Annotated in this window: 18 protein-coding genes; 3 read left to right on the top strand and 15 right to left on the bottom strand. The window is 52.2% G+C overall.

What is annotated here, in order from left to right:
• Positions 1–125 precede the first annotated feature (125 nt).
• Entirely contained in the window at positions 126–2,810 is a 2,685-nt protein-coding gene (locus H8K43_RS06130) for a TonB-dependent receptor (RefSeq protein WP_230403687.1), read from the bottom strand.
• Between the two features lie 588 nt (positions 2,811–3,398).
• On the opposite strand from H8K43_RS06130, the gene H8K43_RS06125 reads away from it, so the two are divergent.
• Entirely contained in the window at positions 3,399–3,767 is a 369-nt protein-coding gene (locus tag H8K43_RS06125) for a hypothetical protein (protein ID WP_186902995.1), read from the top strand.
• 93 nt (positions 3,768–3,860) lie between these two features.
• Here the strand turns inward: H8K43_RS06125 and lnt are convergent, their stop codons facing one another.
• From lnt to H8K43_RS06090, 7 genes are all read right to left on the bottom strand, one after another.
• Positions 3,861–5,441 (bottom strand): apolipoprotein N-acyltransferase, encoded by a 1,581-nt coding sequence (gene lnt / locus H8K43_RS06120; RefSeq protein WP_186902994.1) that lies wholly within the window; start codon positions 5,439–5,441, stop codon positions 3,861–3,863.
• Positions 5,434–6,312, bottom strand: coding sequence for an HlyC/CorC family transporter (locus H8K43_RS06115; RefSeq protein ID WP_186902993.1), 879 nt, complete (start codon positions 6,310–6,312; stop codon positions 5,434–5,436). The genes lnt and H8K43_RS06115 overlap by 8 nt, the downstream gene beginning before the upstream one ends.
• A gap of 135 nt (positions 6,313–6,447) precedes the next feature.
• Positions 6,448–7,350 carry an ion channel gene (locus tag H8K43_RS06110; RefSeq protein WP_186902992.1) on the bottom strand — a complete coding sequence of 301 codons (903 nt, stop codon included), beginning with the start codon at positions 7,348–7,350 and terminating at the stop codon, positions 6,448–6,450.
• A gap of 6 nt (positions 7,351–7,356) precedes the next feature.
• Positions 7,357–7,824: an rRNA maturation RNase YbeY gene (ybeY, locus tag H8K43_RS06105; protein WP_186902991.1), complete on the bottom strand. Its 468-nt coding sequence runs from the start codon at positions 7,822–7,824 to the stop codon at positions 7,357–7,359.
• Positions 7,802–8,935, bottom strand: a complete 1,134-nt coding sequence (locus H8K43_RS06100) for a PhoH family protein (protein ID WP_408058492.1) — start codon at positions 8,933–8,935, stop codon at positions 7,802–7,804. Before H8K43_RS06100 ends, ybeY begins: the two co-directional genes overlap by 23 nt.
• Positions 8,929–10,275: a tRNA (N6-isopentenyl adenosine(37)-C2)-methylthiotransferase MiaB gene (gene miaB, locus H8K43_RS06095; protein ID WP_186902989.1), complete on the bottom strand. Its 1,347-nt coding sequence runs from the start codon at positions 10,273–10,275 to the stop codon at positions 8,929–8,931. The genes H8K43_RS06100 and miaB overlap by 7 nt, the downstream gene beginning before the upstream one ends.
• 201 nt (positions 10,276–10,476) lie before the next feature.
• Positions 10,477–10,863 (bottom strand): hypothetical protein, encoded by a 387-nt coding sequence (locus tag H8K43_RS06090; RefSeq protein ID WP_186902988.1) that lies wholly within the window; start codon positions 10,861–10,863, stop codon positions 10,477–10,479.
• 180 nt (positions 10,864–11,043) lie between these two features.
• Here H8K43_RS06090 and H8K43_RS06085 point away from each other — a divergent pair, with 180 nt between their 5' ends.
• Positions 11,044–11,550, top strand: coding sequence for a flavin reductase family protein (locus tag H8K43_RS06085; RefSeq protein WP_186902987.1), 507 nt, complete (start codon positions 11,044–11,046; stop codon positions 11,548–11,550).
• 7 nt (positions 11,551–11,557) lie between these two features.
• The gene (locus H8K43_RS06080) at positions 11,558–11,812 is read left to right on the top strand and encodes a SemiSWEET transporter (protein ID WP_162020575.1); all 255 of its coding nucleotides are present in this window, start codon (positions 11,558–11,560) and stop codon (positions 11,810–11,812) included.
• A gap of 26 nt (positions 11,813–11,838) precedes the next feature.
• Here H8K43_RS06080 and H8K43_RS06075 read toward each other — a convergent pair whose 3' ends face one another.
• The 7 genes from H8K43_RS06075 to H8K43_RS06045 form a co-directional block, all read right to left on the bottom strand.
• Positions 11,839–12,873, bottom strand: a complete 1,035-nt coding sequence (locus H8K43_RS06075; RefSeq protein WP_186902986.1) for an L-threonylcarbamoyladenylate synthase — start codon at positions 12,871–12,873, stop codon at positions 11,839–11,841.
• Complete coding sequence (locus tag H8K43_RS06070) at positions 12,870–14,078, bottom strand: 5-(carboxyamino)imidazole ribonucleotide synthase (protein ID WP_186902985.1); 1,209 nt, start codon at positions 14,076–14,078, stop codon at positions 12,870–12,872. Before H8K43_RS06070 ends, H8K43_RS06075 begins: the two co-directional genes overlap by 4 nt.
• A 330-nt stretch (positions 14,079–14,408) precedes the next feature.
• Positions 14,409–14,906, bottom strand: a complete 498-nt coding sequence (gene purE / locus H8K43_RS06065) for a 5-(carboxyamino)imidazole ribonucleotide mutase (RefSeq protein WP_186902984.1) — start codon at positions 14,904–14,906, stop codon at positions 14,409–14,411.
• A gap of 2 nt (positions 14,907–14,908) precedes the next feature.
• Entirely contained in the window at positions 14,909–15,805 is an 897-nt protein-coding gene (locus H8K43_RS06060) for a phosphoribosylaminoimidazolesuccinocarboxamide synthase (RefSeq protein ID WP_186902983.1), read from the bottom strand.
• 158 nt (positions 15,806–15,963) lie between these two features.
• Positions 15,964–17,028: a class II fructose-bisphosphate aldolase gene (fba, locus tag H8K43_RS06055; RefSeq protein ID WP_162020570.1), complete on the bottom strand. Its 1,065-nt coding sequence runs from the start codon at positions 17,026–17,028 to the stop codon at positions 15,964–15,966.
• A gap of 232 nt (positions 17,029–17,260) precedes the next feature.
• On the bottom strand, positions 17,261–18,691 hold the full coding sequence (gene pyk, locus H8K43_RS06050; RefSeq protein WP_186902982.1) for a pyruvate kinase: 1,431 nt from the start codon (positions 18,689–18,691) through the stop codon (positions 17,261–17,263).
• Positions 18,692–18,950: 259 nt separating this feature from the next.
• The gene (locus H8K43_RS06045) at positions 18,951–20,144 is read right to left on the bottom strand and encodes a phosphoglycerate kinase (protein WP_186902981.1); all 1,194 of its coding nucleotides are present in this window, start codon (positions 20,142–20,144) and stop codon (positions 18,951–18,953) included.
• Between the last annotated feature and the right edge of the window lie 211 nt (positions 20,145–20,355).

Here is a 20,355-nt window from a genome sequence, read left to right as displayed (position 1 = left end):
TTATGACTGGCTTGCTCTTGTCATTCCAGCAGATATGCCAAGTCTGCATACAGTGCCGCAGCATATCTCAAAAAAAGCCCTTCTCAGCCTGGGCTGCAGAAGGGCTTTCAATAACAAGACAAAAATTACATCTTATAGTTGATGCCGACGAACATCTGGCGGCCATATTTTTGATAGCCACGTGGGCGATCTGGTGAACCGGAGTAGGTCTGGAATGCGGTATCAGTCAGATTATTCACCTGGAATAAGAGCGAAGCACCTTTCGCGAAACCCGTTGTGAAGTCATAACCCAATTGCAGATCAACGACAGTATCCGCCTTCACAAAAGTCAGCTCATTCTGACCACCAGGGCCACCGATTTCGCCGACGAAATCGCTACGACGACGCTGGCTGATACGGGCAGAGTAACCATCTTTCTCATAATAAGCAGTCAGGTTAGCGACATTTTTAGACAAGCCTGGCAGAGGTACGCTTTGGCTGCCAAAACGCTGATCTTTAATCGAAATTGCGCTATTGGTCAGCGACAGGTTCGCTGTTACGCCGAAGCCATCCAGCATAGGCGAAACCAGATCCAATGGTAAAGATACCGCCAGCTCCAGTCCCTGCAGCTTACCGCCCTGGCCATTGATAGGCTGCGTGAAGGTACCGGTATTGGTCGTCGCACCAGGGATATTCATGGCAGAGAAATCGTAAGGTGTGGTCTGTTTGTAGATATACGATTTCAATTGCTTGTGGAATACCGCAGCGGAGACATAAGCCTTCTTACCAAAGTATTTTTCGTAAGACAGATCGACATAATCTGCTTTCCACGGATCGAGTCTGGCGTTACCACCATTGCCGCTAGGGGTCCCGGTTTTACCGTTAGATAAACCGACTTCACGTGCAGCATTCAACTCGTCCAGCTTGGCGCGTGCTATCGACTTACCGATACCAAAGCGGACGATTTGCTCACCAGGGAAAGTCGCAGCCAGATTCAGACTAGGCAATACGTCGGTATACACCTTACCATCCGTGACCGGTACAAGCGCAGCGATAGGCCAGGACAGCAAAGCATTCGAGGTGGAGGACTGGTCGGTACGGACTACCTGCACACCAAAATTACCAGCGACCGGAATGCTGGAGACTTCGGTATCCAGATTCAGTTTGGCATAGCCGGTAGTGACCTTTTCAGTCAGCGACCAGTTCTTCGTTGCCCCCCAAGGGTTCAATACTACCGCGTTATAAGGGCCGAAATTCGCAGCCAATACACCAGGAATATTCCAGCTCAGCGTGTTTGGCATATTCAGGAAGCTCAGATCCTGCGGGCCATACAAAACACTGGATGAGAAAGAACCATCGCCTATCTTATCAAAGCCAGTTTCCAGATGCTCTTTGGATTTATCACGCTTGGAGTAATTCACACCAACTTCAGCACTGGAAATCATGCCGTCGCTAAAATCACGGCGAGCGCTGAGGCGGAAAGAATTCAGCTTATCGTTGAGCGAAGGTACATTCACATAACCATCACCGAATTTACCGCCGATCTTGATCGCAGCCGGATCGGACAGGCTATCAGAGAAAGTGAAAGTCGGAATATCACGGCCATTTGCATAGTTGTAGCTGATGTTGCCAGCTGCACGACCAGAGTTGATCTCTATCAGTTTTTCTTTGATTTTGGCTGAAGAATGGCTGATATCAGCCACCAATGTCCATTGATCCAGCGTGAATTTATTGTTCCAGCCAAAAGCAGTGATCTCACTCTCTTTAGTAAAGGAATTATTACGGATCACCGGACTCGCGTTAATCGTACCAGCGACTGCCAGACCGTTGACCACATTCAGGTTAGAGAAACTGGCACCGGACCAGCTTTCAAGCGGAACTTCAAAACCACGACGCACTTCATCCTGCTTTAACTCAGAATGGTAAGCGTCAAATGTCGATGTAAAGGTTTTGGATGGACGCCATTCGACCACACCGATCAGACCATCACGTTTGGAATTACCTGTGATCGCCAGGGCTTTAATACCTTGCGGGGCTTTCACGCCATCAGGTACGCCTTTATTACCTTCTACCCAGTTCCAGGTTTCGAAGAAATTGTTCACATTTGGTTTATCGCTGTGCGCAAAGCCCAGTGCCACGCCAACGGTGCGGTTAGCAAACTGATCGATATAGGAAGCGCTGACGCGGTTACCGGTGCTCGGTGCACCCGGGCTTTCGCTGCCCAGGGAGTTACGTTCGCCACGTACATTCACAGCAATCGTACGGCCGGCAAAGGCCAAAGGTTTCACGGTTTGCAGATCGACGGTACCGGACAAACCTTGTCCTACCAAAGAAGGATCTGCAGTTTTATATACTGTCACACCGCTGATCAGCTCGGATGGATACTGATCATATTCAACTACACGGCTGGCACTGGTGGATACTTGTTCACGGCCATTCAGGGTCACGGTAGATAAATCACCGGAAGTACCACGGATACTGATTTGCTGCGCCTGACCATTCACGCGCTGCGCTGACAAGCCAGGCAGGCGGGCGATCGATTCTGCAATGCTGGTATCCGGCAGTTTACCGATGTCTTCTGCAGAAATTGCCTCAACAATCGCGTTGGAATTTTTTTTCACGCTGATCGCGTCTTCGATACCTTTACGGATACCGGTCACAACGACGGTCGTTGACTTGGCGTCGGCGGCTGGCTTCTCCGCTTTGGCTTCCTGCGCCTGCGCCAGATTGGACATACTCATGACCAATACGCCGCAAGCGATCGCGACCGGGCTTAACTGAAAACGCTGCGCAGGCTGAGCCTGCACACGCTGTTGCATTTGTTGTTTCATCTGTTTGTCCCCTCACTCTTGTATAAAACTACACTTTTGAGCTGCACTGTATCTACCACTTTACGAACCAGAACCCTACGTTCCAGAAAGAATTTTGTACTAAAACTAGATTCAGTGTCAAACGAAGACTACATACAACTACAGAAATTTGACCGATAACAGTGCATACGCCTTAAAACAATGCCCATCGATGTTGCAACGAGCCCACAAATAGCGCAAATGTTTTGTAGTTATACTACTTTTTGTAGTTCAACTACTTTTTTAAAAATTACATAGAAGCAATACCAGTTGCCATCAATCCAATCCTCATCACTGAAATCTACAGACCCGGCTGGTCCACTCCCGCCATCCTCATGAAAAGAATCCCGCTCATCTCCAGTCAGATAAGGCAGATCACTGCCCGCATGTGCTATATTCAGACCCCTGATTGAGCAGCATGAACAGCAGCACTGACACCCGGCAGGGCAAGAATGCGATGCACAGAGCCGAGAGTTCTGCAAAACCCGCCCGCAAGCTCTGCGATTCCCTGCCACCCATCCGTCAGGCGTGCGCACCAGTTACCGCAAACTCCAAAGAAAGACCCGTACTATGAATCACAAACTGAGCATTGATGAATTCGATGCACTCGAGCAGGTTAGTCTGCTCGGCAAGCATGGCAAGCCCAGTGTCTGCGTCAACCGTAACGCAAAAAAATTATCCGGCATTAAATTGATTGCATTTCGCAAGGATGGCAGTCTGGAATTAACAGAAATCGGACGTCAGACTCTGTTTATCAAACAATGCATTGATGGCTTACGCGCTATCGCCAAAGGTGAAGAAGTCAAATTGCCGAATGCAATCGTTAACTTCCTGAGCAAAAAGGCGCATGTGCAGTTAAATCCAGACACACAACAACTGGAAATCACACAACGCGGCCGCGAATGCCTGGAAGATATAGAGCAACAACAGGCAGGCTAAAACAAATTGACATAGCATGGCTTCAGGTTGCGATGCAAAAAAAAGGCACTCTTATGAGTGCCTTTTTGATTCCGCTCAGCCAGTTGCCCGCGTTTAGTGCCCGCGCCGACGTGCTACCACCGCCAATAAGATCAGCAGCAAAGCCACGCCCAGCGCCAGGCCATTTCCGAACTGGATATAAGGTGTGACGCCCTGCATACCCTGCACCGCACCCTGCAATACCGCTTGCTGCTGGTAAGGCAGTTGCTGCCTCACCTGTGCCGAGGCATCGATAATCACGGTAGCGCCAGTATTGGTAGCACTGATTAAAGGACGCCCGGTTTCGAGTACCCGCATCTGTGCAAACTGCAAATGCTGGGGCATGGCTATCGAGTCGCCGTACCAGGCCAGATTTGACACGTTCAGCAAAATACTGGGTACCGCCTGTTGCGCCACATAACGGGCTTTGATCTGCGCTGCGATTTCCTCACCAAACAAACTCTCGTAACAAATATCGGGCATCACAAACTGATCTTTGACCGCCATCGGCATCTGATACAAACCGGCACCGGAGAAATCCCCAATCGGTATATGCATCAGTTTTACAAACCAATGAAAACCGAAAGGAATAAATTCACCGAAGGGCAACAAATGATGTTTATCGTAGCGGTAGGCGCGTTCTTTATATTGCGGCGAAAAACCAAGCAGGCTGTTTGAATATTTATCAGCCGCATCCTGCACGCCCAGGCCCAGCAAAACAGTGCTGCCACTCTGCTGCGCAAACGCATTGATACGTGGCAGATAGTCTTCCGGCAGCATAGACGACAAGGTCGGCAAGGCCGTTTCCGGAGTCGCGATCAAATCTGCGGGTGCTGCGGTGATCATGTCGAAATACAGGCGCAGCGAATCGTTCAGACGTTCCTGTTGAAATTTCAGATCCTGATCCACATTCCCCTGCAATAATCTGACTTGCAAGGTGTTTCCCAGTGGCTGAGTCCAGCGCACCTCATGCAATGCCGCGCCGGATAACAGTAAGACAGCAATTCCGGCCAGTGCAGCCCAACGTGTGCGCCGGCTCACAGCGGGCAACAAGGTAGTTGCCAGCAGTGCTGCTAACATGGCAGCCAGCAGACTCAGGCCATAAACGCCCGCCACTGGCGCATACGCAGCCAGCGGGCTATTGGTGTGTGCATAACCGGCAATCGCCCAGGGAAAGCCGGTGAACATCCAGCCTTTACACCATTCCGTCAGCATCCAGACTGCCGGAAAAATACTCAGCAAGACTTGCAAACGACTTAAAGCAAAGCGGCGACGTAAATAGAGCGAGAGCGCAGCAAAAGCCGCGCTATACAGTGACAGGAAAAGAGTTAACACGATCAGCGCAAGCACGGCCAGCGGCCAGGGCATACCACCATAACGCGACATTGCTATCACCAGCCAGCTGATGCTAGTCGTCAGCCAGGCAAAGCTGTACAAACCCGACTGGAGCATGACGCGACGATAGCTTTGCTGTTCCGGCGCTGGTGCCAGCAGCACGATGAACAATAGCGCCAGACCCAGCGTCTGTATTTGCCAGAAGCCGTAAGGCTCAAATGCAAATACATTCAATCCACCTGCGATGAGCAACAACAAATTCAGTTTCCAGCTACGGCAGGATGTCAGCCAGGTCGCGGCCGTGGCAACCGCTTTATTCATCCTCATCCGTCCGGGGCCTTTGTTCTACCTGTACAATCTGAACCTGACGTGCATCGGCACGCAATACTTCAAAATGCAGATTGGCGAGTGTAAACTCATCGCCCTTGTGGGGGACTTCGCCCAGATGACCAGCAAGGAAATCCGCCAGACTGTCGCTCTCCGGGCCAGCCAGACGTACGCCTAATACGCTGTTGAATTGTCCGATTTCTGTGACGCCTTTCACGCGCCAGCGCTTACCATTACCTTTGTTTTCCAGCGCCAGGATGTTGTCTTCTTCCTCTTCGAAATCGTACTCATCCTCGATGTCACCCACGATTTGTTCCAGCACATCTTCAATCGTGATCAGACCAGCAATGCCACCGTATTCATCGACCACCATCGCCATATGGTTGCGATTGGCGCGGAAATCACGCAGCAAGACATTCAGGCGTTTTGATTCCGGAATGTAAATGACGGGACGCAGCATGTCGCGCACATCGAACGCCTCTTCCGCGTAATAGCGCAATAAGTCTTTAGCCAGCAAAATACCGACCACTTTTTCGTCATCATCATCGATGGCAGGGAAGCGTGAGTGTGCAGTGGCCAGCACTTCAGGCATCCATTCATCAATAGGTTTGGAAATGTCGATCACGTCCATCTGAGCCCTTGGCACCATGATGTCGCGGGCAGACAAATCGGATACCTGGAACACGCCCTCTATCATTGCCAGTGCGTCGGCATCGATCAGATTGCGCTCCTGGGCTTCAGTCAGAACTTCTAACAGTTCCGCACGATTTTCGGGTTCGGGAGAAATTAAGGCGGTCAATCGTTCAAAAAGTGACCGGTGAGGTTTAAGGTCAGCAGATCTGACCTTGCTAGAGTGCTCTTGCATAGGAGGCTTAACGCCGTTGTTTCAATCCTACAGAATACAACAAATAGAGCGGAATCCAAAATTATCCTGCCGATTCGTGTTGCATCTATTGCAAATCCACACTTAGCTTAGCATGAGCACGACCGCGTGCAGCGCTCATTGACCAGCTTGCGCTGATTCGGAAATGGCTACAGTCTCATGAAAGTGCTGGTAATGCAGATGAGCTACTGAACCCTGATAATTTAATACATCCACAAAACGATGATTCCAACGAATTTCCTGCACCGGATAATACTGGCGTGCACGTTGCATTTGATGGGTAGTTTCATCCACGCCTTCGATGGTGAGTACAAATGCAGTATTCACCTCTTTGAGTTGCTCCGGCGTTTTTCCGTATAAAGGGCTGTTCGCATCAATCACATGGATAATCGTCCAGCCCAGACTGAACATAGGATGCTGATCACGCTCCAGCCTGAGATCAGTCAGCTTACGGAATTTGCCCATGCTGGTGGTTTCTTCATCTTGTAGCATGCGCAATTTAGCCGATGCTTCACTGATGATATTCAGGCGTGCATTGGCTATCCTGAATAAGAGTAATTGCTTACCGTCTGCGACATGGGAAACCGGATATTGAGAAAACAGAATGCTCGCGCGCGGACGTGAAAAGCGGGCAAACATCACGCCCGTAATCAAAGCGACGCTGGCCATCCCGACAAAAATTTCTGTCGTCGACACCCAGTGCGCGTACACAGTTTGCGGATGCATATCGCCGTAGCCAACCGTCGCCAGGGTTTCCACGCTAAAGAAAAAAGCACCCAGAAAATTATCTGGCGCCATGTTCGCAATCGGATGATCGCCCAGCATGTACAGGCTGGCGAAGATCAGATTGAAACTCAGAAAAACCAGCGCCGCCGCCAGAAAAAACTGTGGCCAGCTGGACGTCATCGCATAATAGTAAATATCCTGCCAGTAGTGACGCTCCATACCGAACACCACCACATCACGCCCACCCATGGTGATGCGCTGTCCATAATGTCGCTGCTGCCAGGGAAACCGCATGCAGATTTACTCCTGATAAGGATTAGCTAAACCCAGAGCCGCGAGGATTTCAATTTCCAGCGCTTCCATCTCTTCCGCTTCTTCGTCGACTTCGTGATCATAGCCCTGCGCATGCAAGACGCCATGCACGATCAGATGCTGCGCATGATCGACTACCGCTTTGCCCTGCTCCGCGGCTTCACGCTGCAAGACATCGGTACACAAAATGATATCAGCCTGGGTCACTTCGGCATCCTGATCTTCGGTATAGGCAAAGGTCAGTACATTGGTCGCATAATCTTTACCGCGGTAATCACGGTTCAGTATCTGCCCTTCTTCAGCATCGACAAAACGCAGGTTCAGCTCTGCCGGGAAAAACAAAGCAGCCTGCACCGTTTTTCTGAGCAGAGGCCTTGGCAGGACTTCCTGCAGTCTGGCATCAGCATATTGCACGGATAAAGTCAGTTTAGGTTTAGCTGGATTTTTTACGGCCATGATGTGAAGTACTGAGTGTGGAAGTAGAGGCAGAACTGCCGGTTTTAAACATGCCAAGTGCGGTCTGATGCGCGGCACTGTGCTCGCTGGCAGCTTCATAGGCATCGACGATACGGCCGACCAGCGGGTGCCGCACGATGTCGGCGCTGGTGAACTGGGTGTAGGCGATGCCGCGCACTTCTTTCAGCACATGGCAGGCATCCATCAAGCCACTGCGCTGTCCGCGCTGCAAATCCACCTGAGAAGGATCGCCGGTCACCACCGCTTTACTGCCGAAGCCTATGCGGGTCAGGAACATCTTCATTTGCTCCGGCGTGGTATTTTGCGCCTCATCCAGAATGATGAAAGCATGGTTCAGGGTACGGCCACGCATGTATGCAAGCGGTGCGATTTCTATCACTTGTTTTTCAAACAGCTTCTGCGTGCGGTCGAAACCCAGTAAGTCGTATAGCGCGTCATACAAAGGACGCAGGTAGGGATCGACTTTCTGAGCCAGATCACCGGGCAGAAAACCCAGCCGCTCACCGGCCTCTACCGCAGGCCGGGTCAGAATAATGCGTTTGACAGCATCACGCTCCAGCGCATCAACCGCACAGGCAACCGCAAGATAAGTCTTACCAGTTCCGGCCGGCCCGATACCGAAGGTGATGTCGTGCTCTAAGATCGATTTCAGATAGTAATTCTGCAGCGGGGTACGCCCGCGCAAATCTGTACGACGGGTTTTCAGCAGCGGACTTTCAATCTCACTGACATCCGCTGGTGTCAGCGGTAAGGCCGGCACACCAGCCGGGGTCGGGCTGACCAGCTCGGGTTTGTCTGCGCTCTGAGCCTGATGCTGGCGCGCACGTTGCTCCACCAGCGCCAGTTGCACCTCGTCGATAGACACAGGCTTTTTCGCCATTGTATAAAAATGCTCCAGCAAAGCCAGCGCACGCTCGCCCTGATGCCCGCTGATGATGAATTTCTCACCACGACGGAATATCGTCACATCCAGCGCAGCAGATAACTGGCGCAGATTTTCATCGAGCGGACCGCACAGATTCGCCAGCCGGTTATTATCCAGCGGCTGAGGCACAAAATGCGTAACCGGCACAGGCGTTTTTATCATGATGCAGCCGCATCCTTCGTGTCTATGAGTTCGCCGCGCAGCGAATAGTTATACGACTCTGTGATGCGGGTATCTACCAAGGTACCGATCAGGCTGGCAGGACCAGGGAAATTCACGACCCGATTGTTTTCAGTACGGCCCTGCAGCTCGGCCGGATTTTTCACAGAACGGCCATCGACCAGGATGCGCTGCACCGTGCCTATCATGGCATTGCTGTATTTTTTGGTATTCGCATCGATCACAGCCTGCAGATGCTGCAGACGGCGCAATTTCAATTCCTGCGGCGTATCATCAGCCAGATTCGCCGCTGGCGTGCCTGGACGCGGACTGAAAATAAAGCTGAAGCTGTTATCAAAGCCGACATCCTCTATCAGCTTCATCAAGGCATTGAAATCCTCGTCCGTCTCGCCCGGGAAACCAACGATGAAATCGGAAGATACGGCGATATCAGGGCGCACCTGCTTCAGACGACGCAACACCGATTTGTATTCCAGCGCCGTGTAGCCGCGCTTCATAGCGGACAGGATGCGGTCAGAACCATGCTGAGCTGGCAAATACAAATGATTCACCAGTTTAGGCACTTTGGCATAGCAATCAATCAGACGCTGGGTGAATTCCTTAGGATGGCTGGTCACAAAGCGTATGCGTTCAATTTCCGGGAATTCAGCGATGTACTCGATCAGCAAGGCAAAGTCGGCGATCTCGCCATCTTCCATCACACCGCGATACGCATTCACATTCTGACCCAGCAAAGTGATTTCTTTCACGCCCTGCGCCGCGAGACCGGCCACTTCGGCCAGCACATCTTCAAAGCGGCGTGATACTTCTTCACCACGGGTATAAGGCACGACACAGTAACTGCAATACTTGCTGCAGCCTTCCATGATAGACACATAGGCGGTCGCGCCTTCTATCTTGGCTGGTGGCAGGTGGTCAAATTTTTCGATTTCAGGGAAACTGATATCCACTTGCGAACGCCCTGAATGGCGTCGCGCATCAATCAGTTGTGGTAAGCGGTGCAGCGTCTGTGGGCCAAACACCACGTCGACATAAGGCGCTCGTTTGATGATGGCCTCGCCCTCCTGGGACGCCACACAGCCGCCGACACCGATCAGCAAGTCAGGATTTTTCTTTTTGAGTTCGCGCAGACGCCCGAGGTCGGAAAACACTTTTTCCGAGGCTTTTTCGCGCACGCTGCAGGTATTGAGCAGAATCACATCCGCATCTTCCGGCGTGTCGGTTTTGACTAAACCTTCAGAGACATTCAATACATCCGCCATTTTATCTGAGTCATACTCATTCATCTGGCAGCCAAAGGTTTTAATAAATACTTTTTTTTGCATTATCTACTTCTACTATTTTGAAAATTTAAGCAAAACTATGAAACGGAAGTTTGCGCTTCAGTGATCTGCTGTCAGCTAGCTGTGCCATCTGGCCCGGTTCGCCGGAACAATGACAGCACAGGATGTCGTGCTGACGGCAACGCGTCTGTACTGCCAGCCACTTAAGCCTCACTAAGCCTCGCTGTAGCGGGGAGGTGCTACTTACTTTATTTCCGGATTTTTAAACGGTATCGGTGCCCAGACTTCCGGTTTAGGCAAAACTTTAGGCATTTCCGCTGTCGTCAGTATCCAGACCTTATCAATATCACCCATAGTGTTTTCGGTGTAATTGACGATGATTTTTGGCGCATCCAGTGTGGAAGGCAGCACCAGCAGATTCTCATTATTAAAAATCCTGGCTCCCGGCGACAAATAACGGGCTTTACCATCAAGGCGTATATCCGGATAACGTGACATATCGAGCACACCGCGTTTTGTTCCGGGCGGGAACTGACGCTCAGTCGTCATTTGCGCAAATGCACTGCCCCCTAAGAAAAGCAGGCATAGCAATAAACCCAGGCATCCAGCCAGGCTGCTTAGTGTCTTCATATCATTCAACCTGTCAGTGTTTAAAAAAAGCCAAACAAATCAACCACTTAAAGTCTGGATCAGGAATCCGTCAAGGGCGCAAGTTTAACACAGAGCCGCCGTCAGAACAGGAAAGCCGCATCGACTTCTACGAATGCAGGGAAATCTGGGATAATGTCGCAAAAAAGCCATGGACTCCCAATGCACACCCGCGCTCCGCGCGCTGAAAAGCGCGAATTCGATACCCGCCATTTCCGTCAGGCCCTGTCTCAGTTCGCGACCGGGGTGACCGTCATTACGACCCGCCTGGCGGATGGCCAGTTTTTAGGGCTGACTGCCAGCTCCTTCAACTCAGTTTCGCTGGACCCGCCCCTGATACTCTGGAGTCTGGGCAATGCAGCCAACAGCATGCCTGTTTTCAGCGGCAATTCTCATTATGTAGTAAATGTCTTGTCAGCCGAACAGGGCTGGCTGGCGGAACAGTTTGCCAGCAAAAAAACCGATCGCTTTGAGGGCGTGGAATTCAGCTTATCGCGTACCGGACACCCTATCCTCAAAGGTGCTTCTGCCTGGTTTGAATGCCATAACCGCAGCCGCTACCCCGAAGGCGATCATGTGATTTTTGTCGGCGAAGTCGAGCATTGTGAATTTACCCCACAAGCCCCGCTGGTTTATCATTCCGGTCAATTTATTCAGACCCTGCCGTAATAAGTCTATGCAAACTTCCGACATCATCGGCTACATCGCAGCCGTACTGACTACTGCTGCCTTCGTTCCTCAAGCCTGGATGACCTGGCGCTGCAAACGCGCAGAAGGCGTCTCGCTGAGCATGTATGTGATTTTCATCGGCGGTATTCTGATGTGGCTCACTTACGGCATACTGCTCTCAGCCTGGCCAGTGATCATCGCCAATATCGTGACGCTGATGCTCGCGTCCTTCATCCTGGCGATGAAACTGATTTACAAATAAGCTGGCAACTTACCCGCTCAACCCACTTAGGCCAGCAGTCGTGCGAGCACATCGCGCGAATCGAAAGCAGCGCGGCGCAGCCTGTCATTGACGCCCTGCCAATCCTGTTCTTGCGGTAAAGCCTCGACCAGAATCAGATCAGCCTGCGCATGATCCAGCTCACGCAATCCGGCATACAGATCGTGTGCATACGATACCGGATCAGCGGGCAGATGGCGCCAGGCCTGAGCCTGTATCGCAGGATGCGCCTGATAACTCATCAGTGCCACCTGCTTACCACGTGCTTGTAATTGCGCTACGACCTGATCCAGCTCATCCGCCCTGACCTGCACCACCGGCGTATGCGGCGCATAATGTGCATCCAAAGTACCGGAAGCACGTGGTGCCGTGGCATCAGGACTGGCCACCGGCATCTGCATGACTTGCTCTAACTGGGCCGCGCTGATATGACCTGGACGCAGCAAGACTGGCCCGTGGGTGCTCAAGCGGCTCAGATCAACGATGGTCGATTCGATACCAACTTCACTCTGACCGCCATCCAATACAGCAGCAATCAGGCCGCCAGGACTCAGCTCCTGGGTAAACTCTTCCATCACATGTTCAGCCATGGTCGGGCTGACATGACCGAATTTATTGGCTGAGGGAGCTGCCAGACCACCACGCCCACCTTTGAAAGCACGCAGCAATTCCTGCGCTACCGGGTGCGATGGGCAACGTATGCCTACTGTGTCCTGTCCGCCGGATACCGCATCCGGTATATGCGCAGCACGCTTCAGGATCAGGGTCAGCGGACCTGGCCAGAAAGCCGCAATCAATTGCTGCGCCTGCTCGGGAATCTGCTGTGCCCAATAAGAAATATCGGCACCGGGCGCCACATGCACGATCACGGGATGATTGGAGGGACGGCCTTTGGCTTCATAAATACGCGCCACGGCATCCGGATTTTCGGCATCGGCACCGAGGCCATACACGGTCTCAGTCGGGAATGCGACCAGCAGGCCGCTTTCTAAGGCTTCCGCTGCTTCAGCAATCGCGCAAGGGGTACAAGCTACAGCTTTCATGCGGACTCCGGTGCAGCAATGCCAAGGATGACGCAGGCACTGCGCAGATTGGCGCGGGCCAGTTCCATGCTGGATGCGACAAAAGTGACATGCCCCATCTTACGCGCACGGCGTGCTTCAGCCTTACCATACAAATGCAGATGCGCACCAGGGATGGCGAGTATCTTATCCCAGGCGGGTTCACGCTGACGCTCGCCATCAAACCAGACATCACCGAGTATATTCAGCATGGCCGCTGCCGAATGCTGACGCACACTGCCCAGTGGCAGTTGCGCCAGTGCGCGGACTTGCTGTTCAAACTGACTGGTATCACAGGCATCCATGGTGTAATGGCCGCTGTTATGCGGACGCGGCGCCATTTCATTAACCACGATAGAACCATCAGTCAGCACAAAGAACTCTATGCACAATACGCCCACATAGCCGAGCTCGGCAATGATATCCAGCGCTGCTTTCTGGGCCTGGCGTGCGACTTCCGGCGACACATTCGGGCTAGGTGCGAGCGTGGTGAACAGGATGCCATCGCGGTGTACATTTTCTGCGATAGGATAAACCACTGCTTCACCATCAACGCCACGTGCAACCAGCACGGAGACTTCATACGCCAGCGGCAGCATTTTTTCGAGCACACAATGGCCCTGCATCAGCGCATAAGCGGTATGCAATTCCTCGCGATTACGCACGCGGACCTGGCCTTTGCCGTCATAGCCCATGCGTGTTGTCTTCAAAATACCGGGCAACAAATCGTCTTTCACACTGTTCAGGTCTTCTTCAGAAGCGATACCCCAATGCGGTGCCGGATACACACCGGTATGCAGGCCACAACGGGTGAAGAAATGCTTTTCCGCCAGACGGTCTTGTGCAATCGACACACAGGCTGCGGCAGGTGCAACGAAGCCGCCGGTCGCCAGCAGTTTCAGGCTGTCTGCCGGTACATTTTCAAATTCTGTGGTGACACGCGGCGCCAGCCTGGACAATAAGGCCAGACCTTGTTCGTCGTCATAAGCCAGTTGCACGTGGTGCTCTGCCACTTGCGCCGCAGGACAAGCCGCTTCGGGCTCCAGCACGGCGACCTGATAACCCATCGCCTGCGCCGCGTGGGCAAACATACGGCCCAGCTGACCACCACCCAGGATGCCCAGACGGCTTGCTGCGGTATTCGGTAACAACGGCTGGCGCGGCTGATCTTGTTTGTCGATATTCATGATGTCTTACTGAAAATGAAAAGGAATAGCGCTGAAGCTTTAACGTGGCGACCCTGCAAGGCTGCTATGCCTTTGCGCTAGTCGCTGTGACTGGCCTGTGCCGCTTCAGCCCCGAGGAGCAGACTCTCCTCAGGTTTAAAAATCCGGCCCCTCATCTGAATGAAGTCAGAGCCAGCAAAATACACCTGCAAGCTGGCAGTGTAGTCATACCAGCTGCACAGCTCAATACAACACTCAACTAAGCAGACTATGCAAATGAGGCTGTGAATGCAAACAAAACGAGCAATGCAGGCGAAGCCACCGCCTGGCCCGCATCACCCACTACAATACTCAGACTGGCAATACCATATCGCGTGCGACCTGGGTCTGACGTACACGGAAAGCCTCTAATTTTTCTGCCAGTGCTGCATCCGTAGTGGCCAGCATCGCAACCGCCGCCAGCGCCGCATTGGCCGCACCGGCTTCCCCGATCGCAAAGGTCGCAACCGGTATGCCCTTAGGCATCTGCACGATAGACAACAGCGAATCTTCACCACGCAGATACTTGGATGGCACAGGCACACCAAATACCGGCACGATAGTTTTAGCTGCGATCATGCCTGGCAAATGGGCAGCGCCACCAGCACCGGCGATAATGCCACGCAGACCACGTTCGCGCGCTGTCTCGGCATAACGGAACATCTCATCTGGCATACGGTGAGCAGAGACCACCTGTGCTTCGAAAGCGATGTCAAATTCCTTCAAAACCGCGACAGCATGCTGCATCACATCCCAGTCAGACGAAGAACCCATCACCACGCCGACCTGAATTTTTTTATTCTGAGTCATGATCACGCCTTCAAGGTTTCACCAGTCAGGCGCTGCAGCGCTTCCTGATACTTAGCAGAGGTATTGGCGATCACATCCTGAGGCAAAGCCGGTGCCGGTGCGGTCTTATTCCAGCTGGTGATGGTTTCCAGATAATCACGCACAAACTGTTTGTCAAACGAAGGTGGAGAAATGCCGGTCGCATAGGAATCTGCAGGCCAGAAGCGTGAAGAGTCAGCGGTCAGCACCTCATCCATCAAATGCAGCACGCCTTGTTCATCGAGGCCGAATTCAAACTTGGTATCGGCGATGATAATGCCGCGTGTTGCCGCATATTCAGATGCCTCGGTATACAACTGAATACTGATGTCACGGATTTTCGCCGCCAGCTCAGCACCGATTCTTTGCTCCATATCGGCAAAGCTGATGTTTTCATCGTGTTCGCCCATTTCCGCTTTGGCAGCGGGTGTAAAAATAGGCACAGGCAGTTTCGCCGCTTGTGGCAAACCGGCAGGCAGCGTGATGCCGCAGACGGCGCCGGTTTCCTGATAATCCTTCCAGCCGGAACCGATGATATAACCACGTACCACCGCTTCCACCATGATAGGTTGCAGACGTTTGGCAACTACGGCGCGACCACGTACCTGTTCCGCTTCATCGGCTGCCACCACGGACTCTGGAGCAATACCAGTTAAGTGATTTGGTACGATATGGCCGAGCTTTTCAAACCAGAAATTCGCCATCTGATTCAGCACGCGGCCTTTTTCAGGAATAGGCTCGTTCATGATCACGTCGAAAGCCGACAGTCGATCGCTGGTCACGATCAATAATTTGTCGTCGCCGACCGCATAGTTATCACGGACTTTACCGCGACCGAGCAATGGCAGGGAATGGAGAGTGGAATTGATTTGGGTTGTCATGGTGATTTCGATACTTTGGATACTGCAGTTTGTGTCTGTCTGTGATTCAGACCGAAGGCAGATTCACACTGTGCTCTGCCAGACCAGTCCGTGGCCCCGATTCTGAATCAGTAAAAATGCGCAGGGCGCATTATCTGCGCCCTGGTGACTACTTCAGCTTAGTTGACGATCTGCGACAATGCGCCTTTTTTGTATTGCTCTGCGACTTTTTCGAGTGACATCGGCTTGATCTTGGCAGCCTGACCTTCGCAGCCGAAGGACAGATAGCGTGCTTTGCACACCAGCTTAGCCGCTTCACGTGCTGGCTTCAGGTAGTCACGCGGATCAAATTTACCTGGATTTTCAAACATGAAGCGACGGATCGCGGCAGTCATCGCCAGACGGATATCGGTGTCAATATTGATCTTGCGTACGCCATGCTTAATACCAGTGACGATTTCTTCAACTGGTACGCCATAGGTTTCTTTCATGTCGCCGCCGAACTGACGGATCTCTTCCAGCAGTTCCTGAGGCACGGAAGAAGAACCATGCATGACCAAATGGGTATTAGGAATACGTGCGTGGATTTCCTTGATGCGGTCTATCGCCAGGATGTCGCCGGTAGGCTTACGGGAGAACTTGTAAGCGCCGTGTGAGGTACCGATTGCAATCGCGAGCGCGTCACATTGGGTGGCTTTTACAAAGTCAGCTGCCTGATTCACGTCAGTCAGCAATTGTTCGCGGGTCATTTTACCATCAGCACCGTGGCCATCTTCCTTGTCGCCCATCATGGTTTCCAGCGAACCCAACACACCGAGTTCCGCCTCAACCGTCACACCAATCGCGTGCGAGAATTCCACCACTTTGCGTGACACTTCCATATTGTATTCATAGCTGGCGACAGATTTACCGTCTTCCATCAGCGAGCCATCCATCATCACAGAAGTAAAGCCGGATTTGATTGCAGCCATACACACGGCAGGCGACTGGCCGTGATCCTGATGCATCACAACAGGAATATGTGGATAGGCTTCAACCGCAGCTTCAATCAGATGGCGCAGGAAGGCTTCACCGGCGTACTTACGCGCACCAGCCGAGGCTTGCATAATCACAGGCGCGCCGACTTCGTCCGCAGCCTGCATAATCGCAGTAACTTGTTCCAGATTGTTGACGTTAAACGCTGGCAGACCATAGCCATTTTCGGCAGCATGATCCAGCAATTGACGCATGGAAACGAGAGGCATAATAAACTCCAGAAGGTCGATAAAAAAAACGGTAGCGCTTGTGGTCCGCACCTGGCATTGTGACCGGCGCATATGGCGCAGCGGCGCAGCACAACAAGCTAAACTTCTTCAGCAAAACTGACACTACAGCGGTGGCGGACCGCTTCGCATACGCCATCTGGTCCGCACCTGTTTGTATCCGCGCTGAGTACTACAAATTCTGTCCTTTTCTGAGCTGAATGGCGGCAGCCGCTCAGCCACCCACTTTCACAATTTTAAGTGCATTGGTACCACCAACCTGGCCCATAGGCTCACCCCATGTCACCACGATCATGTCGCCCTTACTGACCACGCCCTTGTCCAGCAAAACTGTTTCTGCTGCATTCAGCACTGCATCACGGTCAGTGGAAGATGGCAAGGCAAAAGTACGCACATTACGGTACAAGGCAGCTTTACGCTGGGTTGCGATACTAGGCGTCAGCGCAAACAGAGGTACATCTATGCTGTGACGGCTCATCCACAGCGCGGTTGAGCCAGACTCGGTCAGCGCAACGATCGCCTTCACCCGTAAATGATGCGCAGTGAACAGCGCGCCATAAGCAATCGACTGATCGATACGTGTGAAGGTCAGATTCATGAAATCCGCATCCAGCTTGGATTCCTGGAACTTCTCAGCTTCCAGACAGATCGCTGACATGGTTTCCACGGTTTCTACAGGATACTTGCCGGAGGCTGTTTCGGCCGATGCCATCACCGCGTCAGTGCCATCCAGCACCGCATTTGCCACGTCCGACACTTCAGCGCGGGTAGGTACAGCATTGACGATCATGGACTCCATCATCTGGGTCGCAGTGATTGCCAGTTTATTCGAGGCGCGTGCCATGTTAATCATGCGCTTTTGCAGCGCAGGCACAGCAGCATTGCCGACTTCTACCGCCAGATCACCACGCGCCACCATGATGCCATCCGATGCATCCAGAATCTCCTGCAAGACCGGAATTGCTTCAGCGCGCTCTATCTTGGCGATCATCATCGGCTTGTGGTTATACGGCTCACCGGCGATATTCGATAACTGACGTGCCATTTCCATATCTGTGGCGTTTTTCGGAAATGAAACAGCGATGTAATCGGCCTGAAACGACATCGCAGTCTTGATGTCTTCCATGTCTTTGGCCGTCAGCGCCGGTGCGGTCAAACCGCCGCCCTGACGGTTAATACCTTTGTTATTGGATAATTCGCCACCGATTTTAACAATGGTGTGAATTTCATTGCCTATGATTTTCTCAACCACCAAAACGATCAGACCATCGTTGAGCAGTAACACGTCAGCCGGTTTCACATCGCGCGGCAAGGCCTTGTAATCCAGTCCTACGCGCTCCTGGTTACCCAAGGTGCAATCTGCATCCAGAATAAATTTATCGCCATTTGCGATCTGGATTTTAGACTGTTCAAACTTACCGATACGGATTTTCGGACCTTGCAAATCGGCCATAATCGCGATTTCGCGTCCACACTCAGCTGCAGCCTGGCGTACCATGCTGGCACGGTCGATATGATCCTGTGCCTTACCATGCGAAAAATTCAGCCGTACGACATTCACGCCAGCTTTGATCATACGCTTCAGCGTATCCGGATCATTAGAAGCAGGTCCTATCGTAGCGACGATTTTGGTAGCACGTGACATCGGGTCTCCTGAGTATAAAGTTCAGTTTTTAATGTGGACGAAAAATGCGATTACAAATAAGGCGATTACAAACAATGCACTTATACATCTAACTATCTAACCATCTAACCATCTAACAAACAGTACGCTTTTGCGTATCTTTTTATCTTTTCAGCCTGCATCTGCTTCCTGGCGATGCAGGCGTAAAGACTGACAGCAGGCGCTCATCTGAGTTGCCCGCTGCCTGCACTGACGATCAGCCTGCTGCCTGCACTGACGATCAGCCTGCTGCGCGCTGCAACAGAATTTCTACTGCAGGCAGTGTTTTACCTTCCAGGAACTCCAGGAAAGCGCCGCCGCCTGTGGAAATATAGCCAACGCGATCAGCGATATGGTATTTGGCAATCGCTGCCAGGGTATCGCCGCCACCGGCGATAGAGAAACCAGAGGATTCAGCGATCGCATTCGCCAGCACTTGAGTGCCCTGACCAAACTGGTCAAATTCAAATACACCGACCGGTCCATTCCAGACGATAGTGCCGGACTGGCGTATCTGTTCCGCCAGCTTGGCAGCCGTTTCAGGGCCGATATCAAGGATCATGTCATCATCAGCCACATCTGCCACGGCTTTCACCGTCGCCACGGCGGTCGCCGCAAATTCTTTGGCGCATACCACGTCAGTAGGAATCGGTACCGAAGCACCACGCTTAGCCATCATGTCGATAATCGCTTTAGCTTCTTCGACCAGATCCGCTTCGGCCAGCGACTTACCGATTTTCAAACCGGATGCCAGCATGAAGGTATTGGCAATACCGCCGCCTACGATCAGGTTATCAACTTTATCTGCCAGGGATTTGAGGATAGTCAGTTTGCTGGATACTTTGGAGCCCGCCACGATCGCGACCAGCGGACGTGCTGGCTGGCCGAGAGCCTTACCCAGCGCATCGAGTTCTGCGGACAGCAAAGGACCGGCGCAAACTACCGGTGCATATTTCGCGATACCGTGGGTCGTGGCTTCTGCACGATGAGCAGTACCGAAGGCATCGTTCACATATACGTCGCACAAAGCTGCCATTTTCTGCGCCAGCGCGTCGTCATTTTTCTTTTCGCCTTTATTGACGCGGCAATTCTCCAGCAATACCACTTGACCAGGTGCGACATCGACGCCGTCCAGCCAGTTCTGTTTCAATGCAACTGGCAAGCCCAGCAATTCAGACAGGCGCTGTGCGACTGGCGCCAGGCTGTCTTCAGGCTTGAATTCGCCTTCGACCGGACGTCCCAGATGGGAAGTCACCATCACGGCAGCACCAGCTTGCAAAGCCTGTTGTATTGCAGGTACGGAGGCGCGGATGCGGGTGTCTTCGGTAATCTGACCGGCATCATCTTGTGGAACATTGAGATCAGCACGGATAAATACGCGCTTGCTCTGGAGCTGATTAGCTGCGATGAGATCGCTGAGTCGGTTGAATTGCATCGTCTTTTCAGTATCAAAGTGAGGAAATCTGCGCTCCGTTCTTCATGAGATGACCGTTACGGTCTGGCCTGCATGCTGTAGTGCAGGCCTGAAAGCATTGCAAAATAAATAATTGCAGCGCGTTTTTTCTCAGAAATTGGAGTGAATTCGCTATTTTACCAAAGCGCCAGCCGTGGCTATAGCGTTTTCTTGGTTTGATACCACTTTTATC

The organism is Cognatundibacterium curvum (genome assembly GCF_014284235.1).
In the GTDB taxonomy this organism is placed as follows: domain Bacteria; phylum Pseudomonadota; class Gammaproteobacteria; order Burkholderiales; family Burkholderiaceae_D; genus Undibacterium; species Undibacterium curvum.
This window is presented reverse-complemented; position numbering and strand designations above follow the sequence as displayed.